General features: G+C 62.0%; 20 protein-coding genes. 17 read left to right on the plus strand and 3 right to left on the minus strand.

Features of this window, described 5'->3' with window-relative positions:
• Positions 1–157: 157 nt before the first annotated feature.
• Positions 158–1,273 carry a polyamine ABC transporter substrate-binding protein gene (locus J0O65_RS14295; RefSeq protein WP_215407686.1) on the plus strand — a complete coding sequence of 372 codons (1,116 nt, stop codon included), beginning with the start codon at positions 158–160 and terminating at the stop codon, positions 1,271–1,273.
• A 70-nt stretch (positions 1,274–1,343) separates the two neighbouring features.
• Here the strand turns inward: J0O65_RS14295 and J0O65_RS28130 are convergent, their stop codons facing one another.
• The 3 genes from J0O65_RS28130 to ppk1 all read right to left on the minus strand — a co-directional run bounded on the left by J0O65_RS28130 (position 1,344) and on the right by ppk1 (position 4,219).
• On the minus strand, positions 1,344–1,469 hold the full coding sequence (locus J0O65_RS28130; RefSeq protein ID WP_254926692.1) for a hypothetical protein: 126 nt from the start codon (positions 1,467–1,469) through the stop codon (positions 1,344–1,346).
• Positions 1,470–1,641: 172 nt separating this feature from the next.
• Positions 1,642–2,100, minus strand: coding sequence for a phosphohistidine phosphatase SixA (gene sixA / locus J0O65_RS14300; RefSeq protein WP_152254430.1), 459 nt, complete (start codon positions 2,098–2,100; stop codon positions 1,642–1,644).
• Between the two features lie 25 nt (positions 2,101–2,125).
• The gene (gene ppk1, locus J0O65_RS14305; RefSeq protein ID WP_215407689.1) at positions 2,126–4,219 is read right to left on the minus strand and encodes a polyphosphate kinase 1; all 2,094 of its coding nucleotides are present in this window, start codon (positions 4,217–4,219) and stop codon (positions 2,126–2,128) included.
• Positions 4,220–4,490: 271 nt separating this feature from the next.
• Here ppk1 and pstS point away from each other — a divergent pair, with 271 nt between their 5' ends.
• The 16 genes from pstS to J0O65_RS14385 all read left to right on the plus strand — a co-directional run bounded on the left by pstS (position 4,491) and on the right by J0O65_RS14385 (position 19,910).
• Positions 4,491–5,540 (plus strand): phosphate ABC transporter substrate-binding protein PstS, encoded by a 1,050-nt coding sequence (gene pstS / locus J0O65_RS14310; RefSeq protein ID WP_215407690.1) that lies wholly within the window; start codon positions 4,491–4,493, stop codon positions 5,538–5,540.
• A gap of 222 nt (positions 5,541–5,762) precedes the next feature.
• On the plus strand, positions 5,763–6,734 hold the full coding sequence (pstC, locus tag J0O65_RS14315; protein WP_215408528.1) for a phosphate ABC transporter permease subunit PstC: 972 nt from the start codon (positions 5,763–5,765) through the stop codon (positions 6,732–6,734).
• On the plus strand, positions 6,731–7,618 hold the full coding sequence (gene pstA, locus J0O65_RS14320; RefSeq protein ID WP_215407691.1) for a phosphate ABC transporter permease PstA: 888 nt from the start codon (positions 6,731–6,733) through the stop codon (positions 7,616–7,618). Before pstC ends, pstA begins: the two co-directional genes overlap by 4 nt.
• A 38-nt stretch (positions 7,619–7,656) precedes the next feature.
• The gene (gene pstB / locus J0O65_RS14325) at positions 7,657–8,439 is read left to right on the plus strand and encodes a phosphate ABC transporter ATP-binding protein PstB (RefSeq protein WP_373631409.1); all 783 of its coding nucleotides are present in this window, start codon (positions 7,657–7,659) and stop codon (positions 8,437–8,439) included.
• A 51-nt stretch (positions 8,440–8,490) separates the two neighbouring features.
• Positions 8,491–9,201 (plus strand): phosphate signaling complex protein PhoU, encoded by a 711-nt coding sequence (gene phoU, locus J0O65_RS14330; protein ID WP_034755071.1) that lies wholly within the window; start codon positions 8,491–8,493, stop codon positions 9,199–9,201.
• Positions 9,202–9,206: 5 nt separating this feature from the next.
• Positions 9,207–9,896 carry a response regulator gene (locus J0O65_RS14335; RefSeq protein ID WP_034755074.1) on the plus strand — a complete coding sequence of 230 codons (690 nt, stop codon included), beginning with the start codon at positions 9,207–9,209 and terminating at the stop codon, positions 9,894–9,896.
• Between the two features lie 11 nt (positions 9,897–9,907).
• Positions 9,908–11,224, plus strand: coding sequence for a phosphate regulon sensor histidine kinase PhoR (gene phoR, locus J0O65_RS14340; RefSeq protein WP_215407693.1), 1,317 nt, complete (start codon positions 9,908–9,910; stop codon positions 11,222–11,224).
• 73 nt (positions 11,225–11,297) lie between these two features.
• Positions 11,298–12,494 (plus strand): selenoneine synthase SenA, encoded by a 1,197-nt coding sequence (senA, locus tag J0O65_RS14345; protein ID WP_251373761.1) that lies wholly within the window; start codon positions 11,298–11,300, stop codon positions 12,492–12,494.
• A gap of 33 nt (positions 12,495–12,527) precedes the next feature.
• Positions 12,528–14,474, plus strand: coding sequence for a UvrD-helicase domain-containing protein (locus J0O65_RS14350; RefSeq protein ID WP_215407695.1), 1,947 nt, complete (start codon positions 12,528–12,530; stop codon positions 14,472–14,474).
• Between the two features lie 219 nt (positions 14,475–14,693).
• Positions 14,694–15,608 (plus strand): NAD-dependent epimerase/dehydratase family protein, encoded by a 915-nt coding sequence (locus J0O65_RS14355; protein ID WP_215407697.1) that lies wholly within the window; start codon positions 14,694–14,696, stop codon positions 15,606–15,608.
• Positions 15,609–15,989: 381 nt separating this feature from the next.
• The gene (locus J0O65_RS14360) at positions 15,990–16,373 is read left to right on the plus strand and encodes a LiaF transmembrane domain-containing protein (RefSeq protein WP_353056195.1); all 384 of its coding nucleotides are present in this window, start codon (positions 15,990–15,992) and stop codon (positions 16,371–16,373) included.
• Entirely contained in the window at positions 16,363–17,178 is an 816-nt protein-coding gene (locus J0O65_RS14365; RefSeq protein WP_215407702.1) for a LiaI-LiaF-like domain-containing protein, read from the plus strand. Before J0O65_RS14360 ends, J0O65_RS14365 begins: the two co-directional genes overlap by 11 nt.
• A gap of 6 nt (positions 17,179–17,184) precedes the next feature.
• Positions 17,185–18,261, plus strand: coding sequence for a sensor histidine kinase (locus J0O65_RS14370; RefSeq protein WP_215407704.1), 1,077 nt, complete (start codon positions 17,185–17,187; stop codon positions 18,259–18,261).
• A gap of 11 nt (positions 18,262–18,272) precedes the next feature.
• A complete protein-coding gene (locus J0O65_RS14375) occupies positions 18,273–19,001 on the plus strand; it encodes a LytR/AlgR family response regulator transcription factor (protein WP_215408530.1) in 729 nt (242 codons plus the stop codon).
• Between the two features lie 57 nt (positions 19,002–19,058).
• On the plus strand, positions 19,059–19,460 hold the full coding sequence (locus J0O65_RS14380) for a type II toxin-antitoxin system RelE/ParE family toxin (RefSeq protein ID WP_215407706.1): 402 nt from the start codon (positions 19,059–19,061) through the stop codon (positions 19,458–19,460).
• 21 nt (positions 19,461–19,481) lie between these two features.
• Positions 19,482–19,910, plus strand: coding sequence for an XRE family transcriptional regulator (locus J0O65_RS14385; protein ID WP_215407708.1), 429 nt, complete (start codon positions 19,482–19,484; stop codon positions 19,908–19,910).
• The last annotated feature ends 3 nt before the right edge of the window (positions 19,911–19,913 follow it).

A 19,913-nucleotide genomic window follows, 5' to 3' on the forward strand; every position in this document is an offset into this window, starting at 1 on the left:
GACCCCAGCGGCGAAAGGCTGGGGTCGGACCCTCAGGGTCCGACCCCGGTCTTTGCTTTTGGGTTGAATCTTAGCAAGGGCGCGATCAGGCTGGACCTGATCGCGCCCTTCTTGCTATCATCGTCACTATTTTCTGACTAATTCCGGAGGCGGCACGATGGCACACACATGGCAAGCAGGGCGGCGCATTGGACTGGGATTGACCTTGGCGGCAGCCGTGCTGGCATTGCCTGCCCATGCCCAGGAAGAGAAGGTCCTGAACATCTACAACTGGTCCGATTATATCGGCGACGACACGATCAAGAATTTCGAGAAGGAAACGGGCATCAAGGTCCGTTATGATGTTTTTGATAACAATGAAATCCTCAATGCGAAATTGGTGGCGGGCAAGTCAGGCTATGACATCGTCGTGCCGACGGCCCAGTGGGCGCGCCTGCAGATCGATGCGGGCCTGTTGCGCAAGCTCGACAAGAGCAAGCTGACGAACCTGGGCAACCTGGACCCCAGCCTGCAAGCCAAGCTGGCGAAGATCGACCCGAACAACGATTACCTGGTCGACTGGCTGTGGGGCTACACGACGGTGGGCATCAACGTCAACAAGGTCAAGGCCGCGCTGGGCGGCATGGCCATGCCCGACAACGCCTGGGACCTGGTGTTCGACCCGAAATATGCGGCCAAGCTGAAATCGTGCGGCGTGTCCTTCCTCGACTCGCCGTCGGAAGTGCTGCCGGCCGCGCTGCAATACCTGGGCAAGCCCGCATACTCGAAAACGGCCGCCGACTACCAGGAAGCGGGCAAGGTGCTGCAGGCGATTCGCCCCTACGTGACGCTGTTCAGCTCGTCCGGCTACATCAATGACATGGCCAACGGCTCCGTCTGCGTGGCGCTGGGCTGGTCGGGCGACATCAATATCGCGCGCCAGCGCGCCATTGATGCGAAAAACGGCAATGTGATCCAGGTGCTGGTGCCGAAGACGGCCGCCCTGATGTTCGACACCATGGCCATCCCGGCCGATGCGCCGCACCCGAACAATGCGCATCTGTTCATCAACTACATCCTGCGTCCGCAAGTGCATGCCAGCCTGAGCAACAAGGTGTTCTACGCGAATCCGAATCCGGCCAGCATCAAATATGTACGCAAGGACATCGGCGAGAACAAGGCCATCTTCCTGTCGGACGCCGACAAGCAGCGCATGGCCGCACCGGAAGCGACCACGGCCGATATCCGCCGCTTGATGACGCGCATCTATACGAAATTCAAAACGGGCGTGTAAACATGACGATGGCGCGAGAGACGGACCGGTAGGCCGTCGCTGGCGCCATGCGATAGTGCCGAGGTGAACGCTACTCGTGGTAGCGGTCCATCAGCTTATGGTGACTGCCGCGCATTTCTTCGATCAGTTCAAAGGCGACGAAGCCGATGATGGCGGCGAAGATGGCGATGAAGAGAAAAACGAGGAAGGTTAACATGGTCTTTCAGCCGCCGTTGGACGGCCGTCCGCTGGGTTGCTCAATGTGCCAGAGCAGCGCTCCAACACGTAGTTGATGCAATTAAACTCTAGCAGATCGGCAGCGCTTTGCAAGGCCGCCGAGTTGTAATTCCTGCCAGTATTTGTCCCAGCGCACTTTTTGCGCATTTCCCTTATTTCACCACCAGGTCATGCGCCATCACGGCCTTCAGATAAACGCTGATCGGGTCGCCTGGCTCGCGCTGGGAAAACCACCACGCGCTGGCCTTGCGCATTTCCCATTCCTGCTCCTCGCCCGTCAGCAGCAGGGCGGCGGCCTGGCCCAGGGTGGGTTGGTGGCCGACGATGAGCACGGTTTCCTTGCCGGCGGGCCAGTTGGCCGCCTTGAGGATGTCTTCCGCCTCGGCTCCGGGCGCCAGTTCCGGCATCAGCTTGAACTTGCGGCCCAGCGCTTCGGCCGTTTGCAGGGTGCGCAGGGCGGGGCTGACGAGGATGCGGCAGTTTTCCGGTAGTTGCGACGCCAGCCATTCCCCCATGCGGCGCGCCTGTTTCTGGCCTTTGACTGTCAGGGCGCGTTCGAGGTCGGGGACGCCCGGCTCGGCTTCCGCGTGTCGCCACAAGATGAGATCCATGTTGTGCTCCTGTGTGTAGAATTGCCTATTCGCCGACCTCCGCGCCCGGCGTGCCCAGTGTGTGCATCAAATATTGCTGGGCGCTGAATGGCGTCTGCTTGCCGCGCGGCTTGCGGCGCGCGTACTGGCCCGTCGGCTCCAGTTCCCATGCATTCGTATTATCCTTCAAATACGGGTTCAGGCCCTCGGCGATCACGCGCCGTTTCAGCGCCCGGTCCAGCACGGGGAAAGCCACTTCCACGCGGCGGAACAGGTTGCGGCTCATCCAGTCGGCGCTGGCCAGGTAGACATCGTGCGCCAGGTCGTTGCGGAAATAATAAATGCGGCTATGTTCGAGGAAGCGGCCGATCACGGAGCGCACCTTGATGTTTTCCGACAGGCCAGGCACGCCCGGCTTCAGGGTGCAGGCGCCGCGCACGATCAGGTCGATCTTCACGCCATCGGTCGAGGCCGCATACAGGGCGCGGATCACGGATTCGTCCACCAGCGCGTTGACTTTCACGATGATGCGCCCGCGCCGGCCCGAGCGGGCGATCTTCGCCTCGTTGCGGATGGCCTTGATGATCTCGCTTTGCAGGCCGAACGGCGCCAGCCACAAATGGTTCAGGTTATGCGGCTTGGTCAGGCTGGTCAGGTGGATGAAGACTTCATTGACTTCCACCGCCAGGTCTTGCTTGGCCGTCAGCAAGCCGAAGTCCGTGTACAGCTTGGTGGTGGTGGGGTGGTAGTTGCCGGTGCCCAAGTGGGCGTAGAAGCGCAAGGAGCCTTCCTCGCGGCGGATGACGAGCGCCACCTTGGCATGGGTTTTCAGTCCCACGACGCCATATACGACTTGCGCGCCGGCCTGTTCCAGCTTGTCGGCCCAATTGATATTGGCTTCTTCGTCGAAACGCGCCATCAATTCCACGATGACGGTCACTTCCTTGCCCATCTTCGCCGCCGTGATCAGCGACTCCATCAGGTCCGAGTTCATGCCCGTGCGGTAGATCGTCTGCTTGATGGCCACGACGGACGGGTCGTAGGCGGCGCTGCGGATGAAGTCGATCACCGTCTGGAACGACTGGTAGGGGTGGTGCAGCAGGATGTCGTGCTTGGTCAGGGCGGCAAAGATGTCGTTGCCGATGGCTTTATGCGCAAGGCCAGGGAAAAACGGCGGGAAGCGCAGTTCCGGCTGCTTGACGTGGTCGATCATTTCCGACAGGCGCACCAGATTCACGGGGCCGTTGACGCGGTACAGGCGGCTCTGATCGAGGTTGAACTGGTCGAGCAGGAATTGCGACAATTCTGGTGGGCAATTGCGCGCCACTTCCAGGCGCACGGAAGTGCCGAACTGGCGCCCCACCAGCTCGCCCTTCAGGGCCTGGCGCAAATTCTTGACTTCGTCTTCGTCCACCCACAGGTCGCTGTCGCGCGTGACGCGGAATTGCGAATAGGCAATCACCTCGCGTCCGGCGAACAGGTCGGAAATGTGCGCATGGATGACGGATGACAATAAACAGAAGGACACGCCATCACCGGAAATCTCGTCCGGCAGCTTGATGACGCGTGGCAAGACGCGGGGCGCCTTGACGATGGCGATCGCCGTGCCGCGGCCGAACGCATCCTTGCCACTCAGCGAGACGATGAAATTGAGGCTTTTATTGACGACTTGCGGGAACGGATGGGCCGGGTCGAGGCCGATCGGCGTCAGCAGGGGGCGCACTTCGCGGTCGAAATACTGCTTGACCCAGGCGCGCTGCGCCTCGTTGCGGTCGCTGTCGCGCAGCAAATGCACGCCCGCTTCGCGCAGGGCCGGCAAGACGTCGTTATTTAATATCTCGTACTGGCGTTCCACCAGCGCGTGGCATTCCTTGCCGATGCGCTCCAGGTTGGCCGCCAGGGCAGGGTGGCCGGCCAGCGAACCGCCGATGCTGCCGGCCGCCAGCAGGCTGGCCACGCGCACCTCGAAGAACTCATCCATGTTACTGCTGACGATGCACAGGTAGCGCAGGCGCTCGAGCAGCGGAATGTTCGGGTCTTCCGCCTGGGCCATCACGCGCCGGTTGAAAGTCAGTTGCGACAGCTCGCGGTCAAGCAGGATGCCCGATTTGGTCACTTCCGTGTGCAGTTCAGGTTTCATATTCTTTTGTCTTTGCAGATGATTAATTCTAGCGGTATTTTTACTTGTATGACGCGCAATGAGTGTAATCATGAAATATGACATGGCCGTGACATATTCTGTCATAAAGCGCCGGCGCGGATGTCATTTGCGGCCCTGAAAATGGCACTTTCCCGGGCGTAGGCAAATATTTCATGAAATGTGGCGCATGTCATAAAGCTGTCATATTCGCTTGCTAGACTGCGCAGCATTCAACCGGGACTTTGAGCCCTAACAACCCTGAGGACTTGATATGCAAATGAAGCAAATGTTCAAATTTATCGTCGTGGGTGCTTCGGCAGCGATGGCATTTTCTTCCGCTTCCGTCATGGCGGCAGATATGACAGGTGCTGGTGCAACCTTCCCGTACCCGATCTACGCCAAATGGGCTGAAACCTACAAAGCCAACACGGGCAACGGCCTGAACTACCAGTCCGTCGGTTCCGGCGCCGGCATCAAGCAAATCAAGGCCAAGACTGTTGAATTCGGCGCTTCGGACATGCCGTTGAAGGCGGAAGAGCTGGAAGAAGCGGGCCTGATGCAGTTCCCGGCCATCATGGGCGGCGTGGTCACCATCGTCAACCTCGACGGCGTGACCCCAGGCCAGCTGAAAATGACGGGTAAAGTCGTTGGCGACATCTACCTGGGCAAGATCACCAAGTGGAGCGCGCCTGAAATCGCCGCGCTGAACACGGGCGTCAAGCTGCCGGACACGGAAATCACCGTGGTGCACCGCGCCGACGGTTCGGGCACCTCCTTCCTGTTCACCGACTTCCTGTCGAAAACCAATCCGGAATTCAAATCGAAAATCGGCGCTGGCTCGGCTGTGAAATGGGCCGTGGGCGTGGGCGGCAAGGGTAACGAAGGCGTCGCCGCCAACGTACAGCGTATCAAGGGTTCGATCGGCTACGTCGAGTGGGCTTACGCCAAGAAAAACAAGATGTCGCACACCCAGCTGCAAAACAAGGACGGCAACTTCCTGCAGCCTGACGACGACAACTTCAAGGCAGCGGCCGCTTCCGCACCTTGGACGCAAACCCCAGGCTTCGGCGTGGTCCTGACCGACCAGGCCGGCAAGAACAGCTGGCCGATCACGGGCGTGTCGTTCATCCTGATGCACAAAGTCCAGGCTGACGCAGCCAAGGCCAAGGAAGTCCTGAAATTCTTCGACTGGGCCTACAAGAACGGCGGCCCTGCTGCCGTCGAACTGGACTACGTGCCGATGCCGGCATCGGTCGTGAAACTGGTGCAAGAGTCGTGGAAAGCCAATCTGAAAGATGCATCGGGCAAGTCGATCTACTAATCCGATAGTCTGAATACAGCAATATCCATCCTTGTCCCCGCCAGCAGCACGGCGGGGCAGGGAGTTAGCCAGGACCGCCCGCAAGCCCTTGCAGACGGTCCTGGCTAAAGAAGCAACAATAAAACAAGAGTTCAAAATAGCGACACCGGCAGTACCACCCACATCTGGCACAATATGAGCGCACAATCTACCTCCACCACGATCCCCATGCCAGGCGGCACCATGACCGATTCCATCAGTCACGCGAAAATGCTCTCCACCATGCGCAAGCAGCGCATCCAGGATTTCCTGTTCCACAAGGTGACGATGCTGTTCGCCCTGTCGGTGCTGATCGTCCTGGTCGGCATCATCATTTCGCTGATCATGGAATCGATACCGGCCTTCAAGACCTTCGGCCTGCATTTCATCGTGTCCGCCGAATGGGACCCCGTCAATGACCAGTACGGCGCCCTGATCCCCATCATCGGCACCCTGGTGACGTCCGTCATCGCCCTGCTGATCGCCTTCCCCGTCAGCTTCGGCATCGCCCTGTTCCTCACGGAAATCTGCCCGGCCTGGCTGCGCCGCCCGCTGGGCACGGCTGTCGAGCTGCTGGCCGGCGTGCCATCGATCATCTACGGCATCTGGGGCCTGTTCGTCTTCGCGCCCCTGTTCGCCGACCACGTCCAGCCCCTGCTGAAAGCCACCCTGGGCAACGTCCCCGTCATCGGCCAGCTGTTCAGCGGCCCCATGATGGGCATCGGCCTGCTGACGGCCGGCCTGGTGCTGGCCATCATGATCATCCCCTTCATCGCTTCCGTGATGCGCGACGTGTTCGAGATCGTGCCCGCCGTGCTGAAGGAATCGGCCTACGGCCTGGGCTGCACGCGCTGGGAAGTGGTGCGCAAGATCGTCTTGCCATACACCAAGACCGGCGTCGTCGGCGGCGTCATGCTGGGCCTGGGCCGCGCGCTGGGCGAGACCATGGCCGTGACCTTCGTCATCGGCAACGCGAATAAACTGTCGTGGTCGTTGTTTGCCGCCGGTAACAGCATCACCTCCTTGCTGGCGAACGAATTCGGCGAAGCGCAATCGGCGCTGCACGTGTCCTCGCTGTTCTCGCTGGCCCTGATCCTGTTTGTCATCACCTTTATCGTCTTATCCGCCGCCAAGCTGATGCTGGCTGGCATGTCCCGCAAGGAAGGCACGAAATGAGCCAAGTAAGCACTCTCGACGTTCCGGCCAAGCCGGCCATGAACCCCGTCTACCGCAAGCGCCTGTTGATGCACCGCGTCGGCATCGCCCTGTCGGTGGCCGCCATGGCCCTGGGCCTGGCCGTGCTCGTGTGGATCCTGTTCACCCTGGTGATCAAGGGTTTCGGCGCCTTGTCCGTCGACCTGTTCACGCAAACGACGCCGGCCCCGGGCAGCGATGGCGGCGGCCTGATCAATGCCATCGTCGGCAGCGCCCTGATGGTGGGCCTGGCCACGGTCGTCAGCACCCCGATCGGCATCCTGGCCGGCATCTACCTGGCCGAATACGGCGAAGAAAACAAGCTGGCGCAAGTGACGCGCTTCGTCACCGACATCATGCTGTCGGCGCCATCGATCGTCATCGGCCTGTTCGTGTATGCGCTGTACGTGGCCCATGTAAAACACTTCTCCGGTTACGCGGGCGCCATCGCCCTGTCGCTGATCGCCGTGCCGGTAGTGGTGCGCACGACGGACAATATGCTGCGCCTGGTGCCGAACAGCCTGCTGGAAGCCGCGTTTGCCCTCGGCGCACCGCGCTGGAAGGTCGCCACCCTGGTGCGCTTGCGCGCCGTCAAGGCGGGCGTCATCACGGGCGTCCTGCTGGCCTTGGCCCGCATCGCCGGCGAAACGGCGCCGCTGCTGTTCACGGCCCTGAATAACCAGTTCCAAAGCTTCAACATGAATGCGCCGATGGCCAACTTGCCGTCCGTCATCGCATCGTTTGCGATGAGCCCGTACGACAACTGGCGCTCGCTGGCATGGGGCGGCGCACTGCTGATCACCTTCAGCGTGCTGGCCTTAAATATCCTGTCGCGCACCGTGTTCAGCCAAAAAGTCCCACATTAAACAGATACCGAGCGAAGCGAACCCCTATGAATACGCAAATGAATCCAGCCCAAGATTTGGCGCCAAAGAAAAAAACCATCGAGATTTCGGGCCTGAACTTTTTTTACGGCAAAACGCAAAGCTTGCATAACGTCAACCTGGACATTCACGAAAAGAAGGTCACGGCCTTCATCGGCCCGTCCGGTTGCGGCAAGTCAACCCTGCTGCGCACCCTGAACCGCATGTACGACCTGTATCCGGGCCAGCGCGCGGAAGGCTCCATCCTGTACCGCGGCCGCAACGTGCTCGACGCCGACCAGGACGTCAACATGCTGCGCGCCAAGGTCGGCATGGTGTTCCAGAAGCCGACGCCGTTCCCCATGTCCGTGTACGACAACATCGCTTTCGGCGTGCGCCTGTATGAAGACCTGTCGAAGGGCGAGATGGACGAGCGCGTCGAGTGGGCCCTGAAAAAGGCGGCGCTGTGGGGCGAAGTCAAGGATAAGCTGACCAAGAGCGGCCTGTCGCTGTCGGGCGGCCAGCAGCAGCGTTTGTGCATCGCGCGCGGCGTGGCCGTCAAGCCGGACGTCTTGCTGCTCGATGAGCCGACCTCGGCGCTGGACCCGATCTCGACGTCGAAAGTGGAAGAGCTGATCAGCGAACTGAAACAGGATTACACGATCGCCATCGTGACGCACAATATGCAGCAGGCGGCGCGCTGCTCCGACTACACGGCCTATATGTACCTGGGCGAGCTGGTGGAATTCGGCGAAACGGACCAGATCTTCATGAATCCGGCCCGCAAGGAAACGCAGGATTACATCACGGGCCGCTTCGGCTGATCCACCCGCATAGCCATATATATACAAGACAACTGAATACGGAGAGACGGCATGATAGGCGAACATTCATCCAAGCAATACGACAACGAACTCGAAGCGATCCGCTCGAAAGTGCTCCTGATGGGCGGCATCGTTGAAACCCAGTTCCTCGACGCGATGACGTGCTTTCGCATCGGCAATGCCGAGCGCGCCGACCGCGTGATGCGCGAAGACGACGTCGTCAACCAGCTCGAAGTGTCGCTGGACGACGCCTGCAGCCATCTGATCGTGCGCCGCCAGCCGGCCGCCAACGACTTGCGCACCATCATGGCCACCATCAAGGTGATTACCGACCTCGAGCGCGTAGGCGACGAGGCGACCAAGATCGCCCGCGTGGCGAAGAACCTGCACAAGCGCGGCAACGGCGTCGTCAACCATTACGAGATGGTGCGCGGCATTGCCAACACGGCCACCGACATGCTGCACGACGCCCTGGACGCATTCGCGCGCAACGATGGCAAGCAGGCCTTACAATTAATTGCGCAAGATGCCATCATCGACCACGAGTTTCGGTCTATCATGCGCAACTTGATAACCTTTATGATGGAAGACCCGCGCACGATTTCGGCGGCGCTCGACACCCTGTGGGTGGCCAAGGCCATCGAACGGATCGGCGACCATGCGAAAAACATCGCCGAATATGTGATCTACGTGGTTGAAGGCAAGGACATCCGCCACACCAAGGTGGCCGCTCCCGCCATTTCCGAGGAGCTCCCTGAGTAAGCTTTATGGCATCTGATAAAACCACGGTATTGATTGTTGAAGATGAGCCGGCCATCGTTGAACTGGTGACCTATTCGCTGCGCGAATCCGGCTGGAATTGCTGTTCCGTACAAAACGTCGCCGATGCCTGGGAATTCATCCAGCACCGCACGCCGCACCTGATCCTGCTGGACTGGATGTTGCCGGACCAGACGGGCTTGCGCCTGCTGTCGCGCATCCGCGCCGACCGCAATTTCGCCGCCATTCCCGTCATCATGCTCACTGCCAAGAGCATGGAAGAGGACAAGCTGGCCGGCTTGAACAGCGGGGCCGACGATTACGTCACCAAGCCGTTCTCGCCGCGCGAGCTGCTGGCCCGCGCCAAGGCCTTGCTGCGACGCAAGAGTCCGGAACACGCGCAGGCGCCCATGCGCGCCGGCAACGTGGCCTTGGACCCCGTCAGCTGCACCGTGATGATGGATGAGCAGAAGATCGATATCGGCCACGCCGAATACAAGCTGCTGAAATTCCTGCTGGCCCATCCTGAACGCGTGTTCTCGCGCAGCCAGCTGCTCGACAAGGTGTGGGGCGACCATGTGGTGATCGAGGAACGCACGGTCGATGTCCACGTATTGCGCTTGCGCAAAGCCTTGAAAGAGGCGGAGAGCCTGATCAAGACGGTGCGCAGCGTTGGCTACATGTTGTCTGAAAAATAAAGCTGGCCTCTATGAATCCGAAATTGCTGTTCTGGGTACCGGCCGCCCTGCGCATGGTGCTGGCGCTGCTGGGCGTGGCCGTCGTCTGGTATCTGTTTGGCGCCACGTATGCGCTGGGCATCGCCTTCGTGCTGATGGCCATGATGGTGTTCGTGCAGCTGTCGTATCTGTTCCAGCTGAGTAACTGGCTGGACAATCCGCAAAGCGCCAAGCTGCCCGACGGCTGGGGCGCCTGGACCAGCATCTTCGCGCGCCTGTACCGCATGCGCCGCGACGACGAGAAAAACCAGGCCGAGCTGACGGAATGGCTGGCGCGTTTCCGCCAGGCCATGCACCTGCTGCCCGATGGCGTCGTCATCATGGACGACGTGCTGTTCCTCGAATGGTGCAACCCCGCCGCCGAGAAGCACCTGGGCCTCACGCACGAGCGCGACAAGGGCATGCGCGTGACCAACCTGATCCGCAGTCCCGAGTTCATGGATTACATCATCCTGGGCCGCTACGACCAGCCGCTGACGATCACCTTCCGCAATCGCAAGCTGATCGTGCAGATCATTCCGTTCGAGAACCGCCGCCAGATCCTCGTCACGCACGACGTGACGGAAACGGAGCGCATCGAAATGATGCGCCGCGACTTCATCGCCAACGCCTCGCACGAACTGCGCACGCCGCTGACGGTCATCGTCGGCTTCCTGGAAATCGCTTCCGCCGAGCTGGACCTGGACGCCGCCACGCGCGCCGCCCACCTCAAGCTGATGACGGAGCAGGGCCACCGCATGCAGCATCTGATCGAGGACATGCTGACCCTGTCGCGCCTGGAATCGGTCGACTACCCGCTGCGCCCCGAACCCGTGGATATCAAAAAGCTGATGCAGCAAGTCTTGCGCGACGCCAAGGGCTTATCGGCAGGCAAGCATGACGTGACGATGGAATGCAACGGTCCCGACGTGCTGGGCAGCTATGACGAGCTGTATAGCGCCTTCGGCAACCTGGCTTCGAACGCCGTGCGCTACACGCCGGCCGGCGGCACCATCACCCTGCGCTGGCAGGATGGCCCGGCCGGCCCGCAATTCATCGCGCAAGACACGGGCATCGGCATCAGCCAGGAACATATCTCGCGCCTGACGGAACGTTTCTACCGCGTCGACAAGAGCCGCTCGCGCGAAACCCAGGGCACGGGCCTGGGCCTGGCCATCGTCAAGCACGTGCTGCTGCGCCATGGCGGGACGTTGGCCATCCAGTCCGTGGCCGACAAGGGCAGCAGCTTCATCGTCAGCATGCCCAAATCCGTCGTCGCGCCGCTGCAGGGCGAGCTGCTGGTCAAGTAGGCCAGGGCAGGGGGCCTCCCCCTGTTTCCCGTGCGACTGGTGCAAGCCTGGCATAAGTCGTTACAATCAGGTCATGACTTTAATCAACACCTCTTTTCGCCACGCCGGCGCGCAGCAACTGGCCCAGTCGCTGCAGTCCGCGCGCCAGGATACGCTTTCCCTGTTCGACTGCTACGTCACCGCCGGCCTGGACGTGGTGGCCGGCTTGCCCCGTCATCCGCGCCTCAATCCGCCCTTGTGGCAACTCGCGCACGTCGCCTGGTTTGCCGAGTGGTTCATCCTGCGCGAAGCCGCTTCCAGCCATCCGGCCGACGCCATTTATAACTCCCTGCTGACGCGCGGGGACGACCTGTTCGACGCCAACATGGTGGAGCAGCGCGCGCGCTGGAAGCTGGAACTGCCCAGCCCGGGCGCCGTGAAGACGTATTGCCACGAAGTGCTCGACCGGGTGCTGGATAAACTGTCGCGCGAAGCCAATGTCGACGGCGCGCTGGCGCCATACCGGCTGGCCTTGGCGCATGAAGACTTGTGTGGCGAGGAAATGCTGGCCGGATTGCAATGGCTGGGCCTGGAAGCTCCCGAGTCCCTGGCGGCCAGCCCCGCCTTGCCGCCGGGCGCGGGGCAGATCGCCTTTCCAGGCGGCACCATCGAACTGGGCTCGCCGCGTGGGGCCGGTTTTGCCTTCGACAATGAATCGCCGCCCTACCGCTGCTACGTGGCGCCGTTTTCCATCGATGCCTGCGCCGTCTCCAACGCCCAGTATGCCGATTTTGTCGCCGACGGCGGCTACCAGAACCGCCAGTTCTGGAGCGCGGCCGGCAGCGCCTGGCTGATGCGCCAGGAGCGCTCGTCGCCCCTGTACTGGCTGCGCGAAGCGACGCAGTGGCGCACCATGCGCTTCGGCCAGCGCACGACCTTGCCGCCGAATGAAGCCGTGCGCCACATCAATCTGTATGAGGCGCAGGCGTACTGCGCCTGGGTGGGGCGCCGCCTGGCCAGCGAGGCGGAATGGGAGTATGCTGCGCTGTCCGGCCACCCGCGCTTTCACTGGGGGCAGGTGTGGGAGTGGACGGCGACGCCGTTCGAGCCGTATCCGGGCTTTGCGCCGGATGCGTGGCGCGAATATTCGGCGCCGTATTTCATGCAGCACCAGGTGTTGCGCGGCGCCGCCTTCGCCACGCCGCCGCGCCTGCATTCGGCGCGCATGCGCGCCTTCCACGCGCCCGAGCGCGGCGACATCTTTGCCGGCCTGCGCACTTGCGCCTGGTAGCGCGCCGAGAACAGACATCATGTCAGGATACCCTTGAGTACAGATAACGCCCCGCAGTTCATTCCCAAACGCATCACGCCCACGCCGGAACAAGTCGCCATCCAGACGGCGCAAAAGAAAGTGGTGCTGGTCGACGCCAATGCCGGCGCGGCCAAGACGACGACCCTGGCCCTGCGCCTGGCCGAGGCGCTGCACCGTGGCCGCGCGCCCGAACGCATGCTGGCCCTGGTGTTTACGGAAGCGGCGAGGGTGGCCCTGCGCCAGCGCCTGCTGGAAGTGGGCGTGCCGCTCGGTGTCGTCAAGCGCCTGACCATCGACACCTTCGACGCCTTTGCCGCCAAGGTGCTGTCGCAGCTGGAAAACATGCAGGTGGCGTCCATGCGCAGCGATGAAGAGCTGCGCCCCGTGGCCTGGGAAGCACTGGAAGTCGTGTCGGAAAAGTATGCCCACCGCTACCCGCTGGAAATCAATACGACCAACGGGGCGATTGCCGAGTTCCTGAAGTTGCAGTTGCGCACCAAGGCGCGCCTGGATTTCCAGAATCCTGACTTCGAGAGCAATTCCCTGGACGACAATCTGGAGCTGCTGGGCATGTCGCGCACGCATTATCTGTGGCTGCGCGAATACGAAGGCTTGCGCGGCGCCGACACGGGCGATATCCAGTTCCGCGCGCCGTTCGACGCCACCTACGACCTGGTGCGCATGCTCGACGGCGACGAGCCGCTACGCCAGCAATTGCCCGCCTTCCAGATCATCGTGGCCGATGAATTGCACGACTTGAACGAGGCGTCGTTCCGGCTGCTGACCATGCTGATACGCCGTGGCAACGCATTCTTTTGCGGCGCGGGCGACAAGGACCAGGTCATCTATACATGGTCGGGGGCCGACCACCGTTTCCTGCGCCAGCGCTTCGAGCAGGAGTTCCCGGCCTTGCAGCGCCTGCCGCTGACGGCGTCCTACCGCTACGGCCCGCAGCTGGCGCAGGCCGTGGGCGTGCTGAAAAACAAGGCCAGCGTGTCGGCCCTGTCGCGCGCCACCCCTATCGACGTGCTCGAGTACGACCATGCGCAGCCGCAGGCGTGCAGCGCCCAGCTGATCGCGGCGCTGGAGCACGCGCATGCGGGCACGACGGCCATCTTGCTGCGCGACCGCGACCAGGCCATCCGCGTGGAAACGGCGCTGTTCCAGAGCGGCATCGCGTATGGACTGGTGGACATGAACAGCTATCTGCTGAGCCTGGAAGTGCTGATGTTGCGCGGCATGGTCGCCATCGCCCGCAAGGATTTGCATGCGATCAAGAGCGGTCCACGCCGCGGCGAGATCCTCGAAGCCCTGGTGGCCTTCGCGGAAATCCCGTTTACGCGCGGTGAACTCCAGCAAGCCAAGGCCGACGTGGCCAACTATCCGGACTTGCTGGAAGGCTTCCTGACGAACCAGCTGGCCAAGTCGCAGAACCAGGACAAGGCGGCGCTGACCCTGGCCGCCGTCGACTACCTGCGCGCGCTGCCCCCCGACGCCCTGGCCGGCGACGCGCTGCAGCACATCTTTGGCCTGATGCAGCTGGAACAGACGGCGCGCCGCATCTATGTCGACCCGGCGCAGGCGCGGGTCGTCGCCCGGTCCCTGCACGGTTTCATCGCCGTCTGCCGCGAAGCGGGCGTGGCGCTGGGCGGCTTTGCCGGCTGGCTGGGCGAGATGGAAGACGCCGTGACGGTGTCGACCGGCAAGGCTAAACTGGTGATTGCCTGCATCGACCAGATCAAGGGCCTCGAATACAACCACGTGATTCTGCCCTACCTGGCCGTCGATGAATTCCCGCGCAGCAAGACCGACCCGCTGGAAGAGGAGAACCGTTTCTATGTGGCCGCCACCCGCGCGCGCGACCGGCTGACCCTGTTGACGCCGGAAGATCCGACTTACCGGAGTCGCTATGTCGCCGCCCTGCAGCTCAAGCAGAAGATTGTTGCGCCGAAGTCATAGATCTTTTGCTGTGCGGCTGCTTTTTGCGAAGGCGGAAACCGCGCATACTTTGTCGGACTGATCACAATCGATCTGAACTTACAAAGGAGGAACGACGCCTAACAAAACCGTAGCGAGCGGCGATGATTTGTGGCTAAGAAGCGCAACCGTGCTAGAGCACGGTGAGCATCGCAGGCCGCAAAGCGCGACGCGCAGCAGGTTTTGTTTGGCGTCCACGGCATGAAAGTGTTTTTGACAGGTGCGGCGGGTTTCATCGGCAGTTCCATCGCGGCGGGCCTCGTGCGTGCCGGCCATCAGGTGACGGGCCTCGTGCGCAAACCGGAACAGGTGGCCGAGCTGGCCAAGATCGGTGTGTTGGGCGTGCAGGGCGAGTTGAACGACCGCGAGCTGGTCATCGCGCAGGCGAAGGCGGCCGATGCCGTCATCAATGCGGCCAGCAGCGACCACCGCGGCGCCGTCGAAGCCATCCTGGAAGCGCTGGCTGGCAGCGACAAACCTTTCCTCCACACGAGCGGCTCGTCCATCGTGGGCGACGCCTCGGGCGGCGAGGGCACGCAGCAGATTTATTATGAAGACCAGCTGCCGGCGCCCACGGCCGACAAGGCCGCCCGGGTCGCCATCGATGACCTGGTGCTGGCCGGTGCGCAGCAGGGCGTGCGCGCCAGCGTGCTGTGCAATACCCTGATCTACGGCCATGGCGCCTTGCCGCGCGACAGCGTGCAATTGCCCCGTTTGCTCAAGCAGGCGCGCAAGAGCGGCATCGTGCGCCACGTGGGGCCGGGCCGCAACATCTGGTCCAACGTGCATATCGACGACGTCGTCAGCCTGTACTTGCTGGCGCTGGAAAAATCCCCGGCCGGCACGTTTTATTTCGTCGAAGCGGGCGAAGCGGCGTTCCGCGACATGACGGCCGCCATCGCCAGCGCACTGGACCTGGGTCCCGCGCAGGACTGGCCGCTGCCGGAAGCCATCGCCGAATGGGGCTACGAGATGGCGTCCTACGGCCTCGGTTCCAACAGCCGCGTGCGCGGCGAGCGGGGGCGCAAGCTGCTGGGCTGGCAGCCGCAAGGGCCGTCCGTGCTCGATTGGATCCAGCACGACATGCTCAAGCTGCCGCACGCCAGCGCCGTTTGATGCAGCTCAGCAAAACACCATCAGTGTGCGCTAGCGAACGGTGCTGCATGGCGATCAGGAGTATGATGGCTACGCTTGGTTGAGACGCACTGCCGTGAAGTTGGCGGCATGTTCGATCTTCCAGCAGGTCAGCCGGTCGCCTCAAGGATCGGCACCAGATTTCCACCGCCGGCGCGTGTGCGCCTTGCGGTGGCGCACTGCAACTCCAGGTCGCGGTGTGTACTGCGAACCCCTTCAAGGCCGGCCTAGCCGGTCTTTTTTTTGCCTGTCGTTTGCGCCGCCGCGCCATTCACCGCCGCCTGTCCGCCATTCGCCGAAGCGGTGTGTTCGCGCGCCCGAAATCCGCGTATCTTTACGATCAACCAACTTCAAGGGGGGACCGTGAAACCTGAACCAGCTTATTGCCGCCGTACCCAGCTGCTGTGGGGCGTGCTGCTGATCGCCATCGGCGCCGTCATCCTGCTGGACCGGCTCGATGTGATCTATCTTCGCGATTACTATGCACTATGGCATTATTGGCCGCTGATACTGGTCGTCTTCGGCCTCAACAAACTGCTCACGCCCGTGTCCGCCAAGCAGGTACTGAGTGGCTTGTGGCTGATCTTCTTCGCCGCCTGGTGGTATGTGTCGTATGAAGAACTGTGGAACTTGAATTTCTACAATAGCTGGCCCGCCTTGCTGATCGCCTGGGGCGTGGGCCTCGTGCTGGAACCGCTGTTGAACAAACATTTTATTGCCTACCGGGAGTCCGAGCATGAAAAATAAACCGCCGCTGCACTCGCCATCGCAGATCGTGCTGGGCGTCATCGTCATCGGCCTGGGGCTGCTGTTCCTGCTCGATAACCTCGGTTTCATCGATGTGCGCTACACCTTCCGCTTCTGGCCCACGGTGCTGATCGTGTTTGGCCTGCTGAAACTGTCGCAAAGCCGCAGCGCGAACGGTTATTTGTTGGGCGGCATGCTGGTGCTGCTGGGCGTGGCCTGGACTCTCAAGCACATGGGCATTTTCTACATGAACTGGGACTTGTTGTGGCCCCTGCTGATCATTGCCGCCGGCGTGGCCGTGGTGTCGAAGTCCCTGCCCGGCGCACAGCAGCGCCAGCGCCGCCGGCGCTTTGCCGCGCAGCAAGATGGAAGCGCTGCACCTGAGTCGTTCGGCCAGGCCAGGAATGGCGCCGTGTCGCTGGACAAGGACACGGCCGATGCCACTGCGGCGCCCGGCGCCGGTACCCAGGCGGACGATGACAGCGTCATCGAAGTGACGGCCATCCTCGGCGGCTATGTGCGGCGCGTGTCGTCGCAGCGCTTCCGGGGCGGCGACATCAACGTCATCATGGCTGGCTGCGAAATCGACTTGCGCCAGGCCTCGATCGAAGGCGAAGCCGTGCTCAACGTATTTGCCCTGTGCGGCGGCGTCACCATCAAGATCCCGCCCGACTGGAGCGTGGTGCTGCAGGGCACGCCCATCCTTGGCGGCTTCGAGGAAAAGACCATCGTGCCGCCGAACCAGGCCAAGCGCCTGTACGTGACGGGCTACGCCATCATGGGCGGCCTGGAAATCCGCAACTAGGCGCGCATGTCGGGGCCCTTGTCGCAGCGGCGCGGTGCCGTGGTGGTGTTCCTGGTCTGCCTCGCGCTGGGCCTGGGCCTGGCCTTGATGTTGGCCCGGGTGGCCCACGCGCCCTGGCTCAATGCCGTCGTGCTGGTGGTGCCCGCCACGCTCGTGTATGCGATCGGTTCGGGTTTTTCCGCGTTCTACCTGTGCCGCGCCTATCCCTTGCACGCCCGCCATCCGCTCGCCATCGCCGGCGTGATGGGCGTGGCGGCCCTGTTCGCGGGCTTGCTGTGGGCCACCTTGCTGCAATTTCTGAACAGCGTCAGCCTGTTGCCGGAGCTGCGCTGGCTGGGCGTGAACCTGACGCCATCGCTGCTGGCCCTGTTCTTCGGCCTGGGCGCGCTGCTGTACTGCCTGGCCGCCGCCGTGCATTATCTGCTGCTCGAATTCGTGCGCGCCAGGATGGCCGAGCAGCGGGGGCTGGAAGCGCAGCTGATGGCGCAGGAAGCGCAACTGCGCATGCTGCGCACGCAGATCGATCCGCATTTCCTGTTCAACAGCCTGAACTCCATCAGCGCCTTGACGTCTATCGATGTGGTGGGTGCGCGCCAGATGACGCTGCAGCTGGCCAGTTTCTTTCGCCAGAGCCTGAGCCTGGAAGCGCACAAGCACATTACCGTGGAGCAGGAACTGGTGCTGATCCGCCATTTTCTCGCCATCGAGCAAGTGCGTTTCGGCGAACGCCTGCAAGTGGCGGAGAGTATCGACGCGGCCGCGCTGGCCTGTCTGCTGCCACCCATGCTGATACAGCCGTTGGTGGAAAATGCCGTCAAGCATGGACTCTGCGGCTTGACGGAGGGCGGCCTGATCGCCATCGAGGTGCGGCGCGCGGGTAGCCTGCTGCAGATCGCCGTGCGCAATCCTGTGGATACGGATCAGGGGCCGGCGCGCGGCAATGGCGTGGGCCTGGAGAATGTGCGCCAGCGCCTGGCCGGCGCGTATGGCCACGAGGCCAGCGTGCACTGGGGCCGGCGCGATGGCCATTTCGCAGTGATGATTTCCATGCCGGCGCAGACCGGCGACACGGAGGAAGCATGAGGCAGGCAAGAATGCGCGTGGCCATCGTCGATGATGAAGCGCTGGCGCGCGGCGTGCTGCGCGAATACCTGGCGCGCCACGACGATATCGACATCGTGGCCGAGTGCGCCAACGGCTTCGACGCCGTCAAGGCCATCGCCGAACTGGAACCCGAACTGGTGTTTCTCGACATTCAGATGCCGCGCCTGGACGGCTTCGAAGTGGCCGAGCTGATCGGCGCGAAGACGCGTTTGATCTTTGTCGCGGCCTACGATCAATATGCCTTGAAGGCGTTCGAATGCCATGCCCTGGACTATCTGCTGAAACCATTCAGCGAACAGCGCTTCGACCAGGCGCTGGCCCACGCGCGCGCCCAGCGCGGCCTGCCCGAGGCTGTGCAAGCGCTGGCGCGCGAGGCGGCCGCGCGCGCAGTGCCCCTGGACCGCGTGCTGATACGCGACGGCGCCAAAGTCCACGTCATCGCCAGCGCGCGCATCGACTATATCGAGGCGCAGGACGATTACATCAGCATCCGTTCCGAGGGCAAGTCCTACCTGAAAAGCCAGCGTTTGAGCGAGCTGGAGACGCAGCTGGACCCGGCCAAGTTCTTGCGCGTGCACAGGTCTTACCTGCTCAATATCGACGGTATCCGCCGCATCGAGGCGGCGACGAAAGACAGCCACGTGGCCATCCTGCGCGACGATACGAGGATACCCGTGAGCAAGGCGGGGTATCAAAAACTCAGATTACTGGTGGGCTAGCATGTTCTGCGGTGTAGATGCCTGATCATCTAGGCATGATATCATCTGAAGGTGATAATGAATGCGCCGAGGACATGGCCAGTCACGTTTCACGACGACTTCGATGCGGAATTTGATGCTTTGCCGATAGATGTCCAGGATGAATTGCTGGCGAGTGCCGATGCGCTGTCGAAGCTGGGCCCGGCTGCCGGACGGCCTCATGTCGGGACGTTGAAGAACCCTGAACACCCGAACATGAAAGAGCTGCGTTTCAAAGCCAACAACGGGGCGGAGGTCTGGCGTGCGGTCTTTGCTTTCGATACGAGGCGAGAAGCGGTCATTCTGGTTGCGGCCGCCAAGCAAGGTGTCGATGAGGACAAGTTTTACAGGGATTTGTTAGTCAAGGCAAATGTCCGCTACGAGCAACACCTCAAAAACCTGGCTGCGGCGAACACCAGGCCGGACAAAGGCAATAGATGATTTTAGGAGCAGGAGTTTGGCATGGGAAGAAATCTGAATGACGTCATCCACAGTCTGCCGACCGAGCGGCAGGAAAAAATTGCCGCTTTGTCCCAGGAAAAAATGCAAGAAATGATTGCGCACGCCGCCACATTGACGGATTTTCGCAAAGCTGTAGGCAAGACCCAGGCGGAAGTTGCCAGGGAGCTCGGGATTCAACAGCATGCCGTTTCCCAACTGGAAAAGCGTACCGATACCTATGTCTCGACCTTGCGCCGGTTTCTGCAATCGCTGGGCATGACATTGGAGATGTCGGTCGTTGCGCAAAACGGCGTTCGTATCGAACTGCAGAATTTTCCGCGCGGCGAGGAAGTTGAGGCCGATGTCCATGACAGTGCGCTTGCTGCGCCAGCCAAGTCCCCTGGAAGGCGGAAAACCGGCGTTGCGCGCAAGCGGGCCGGCAATACCTGAAGA

Origin of the sequence: Janthinobacterium sp. JC611 (assembly GCF_018682595.1) — a bacterium.
GTDB lineage: Bacteria > Pseudomonadota > Gammaproteobacteria > Burkholderiales > Burkholderiaceae_D > Janthinobacterium.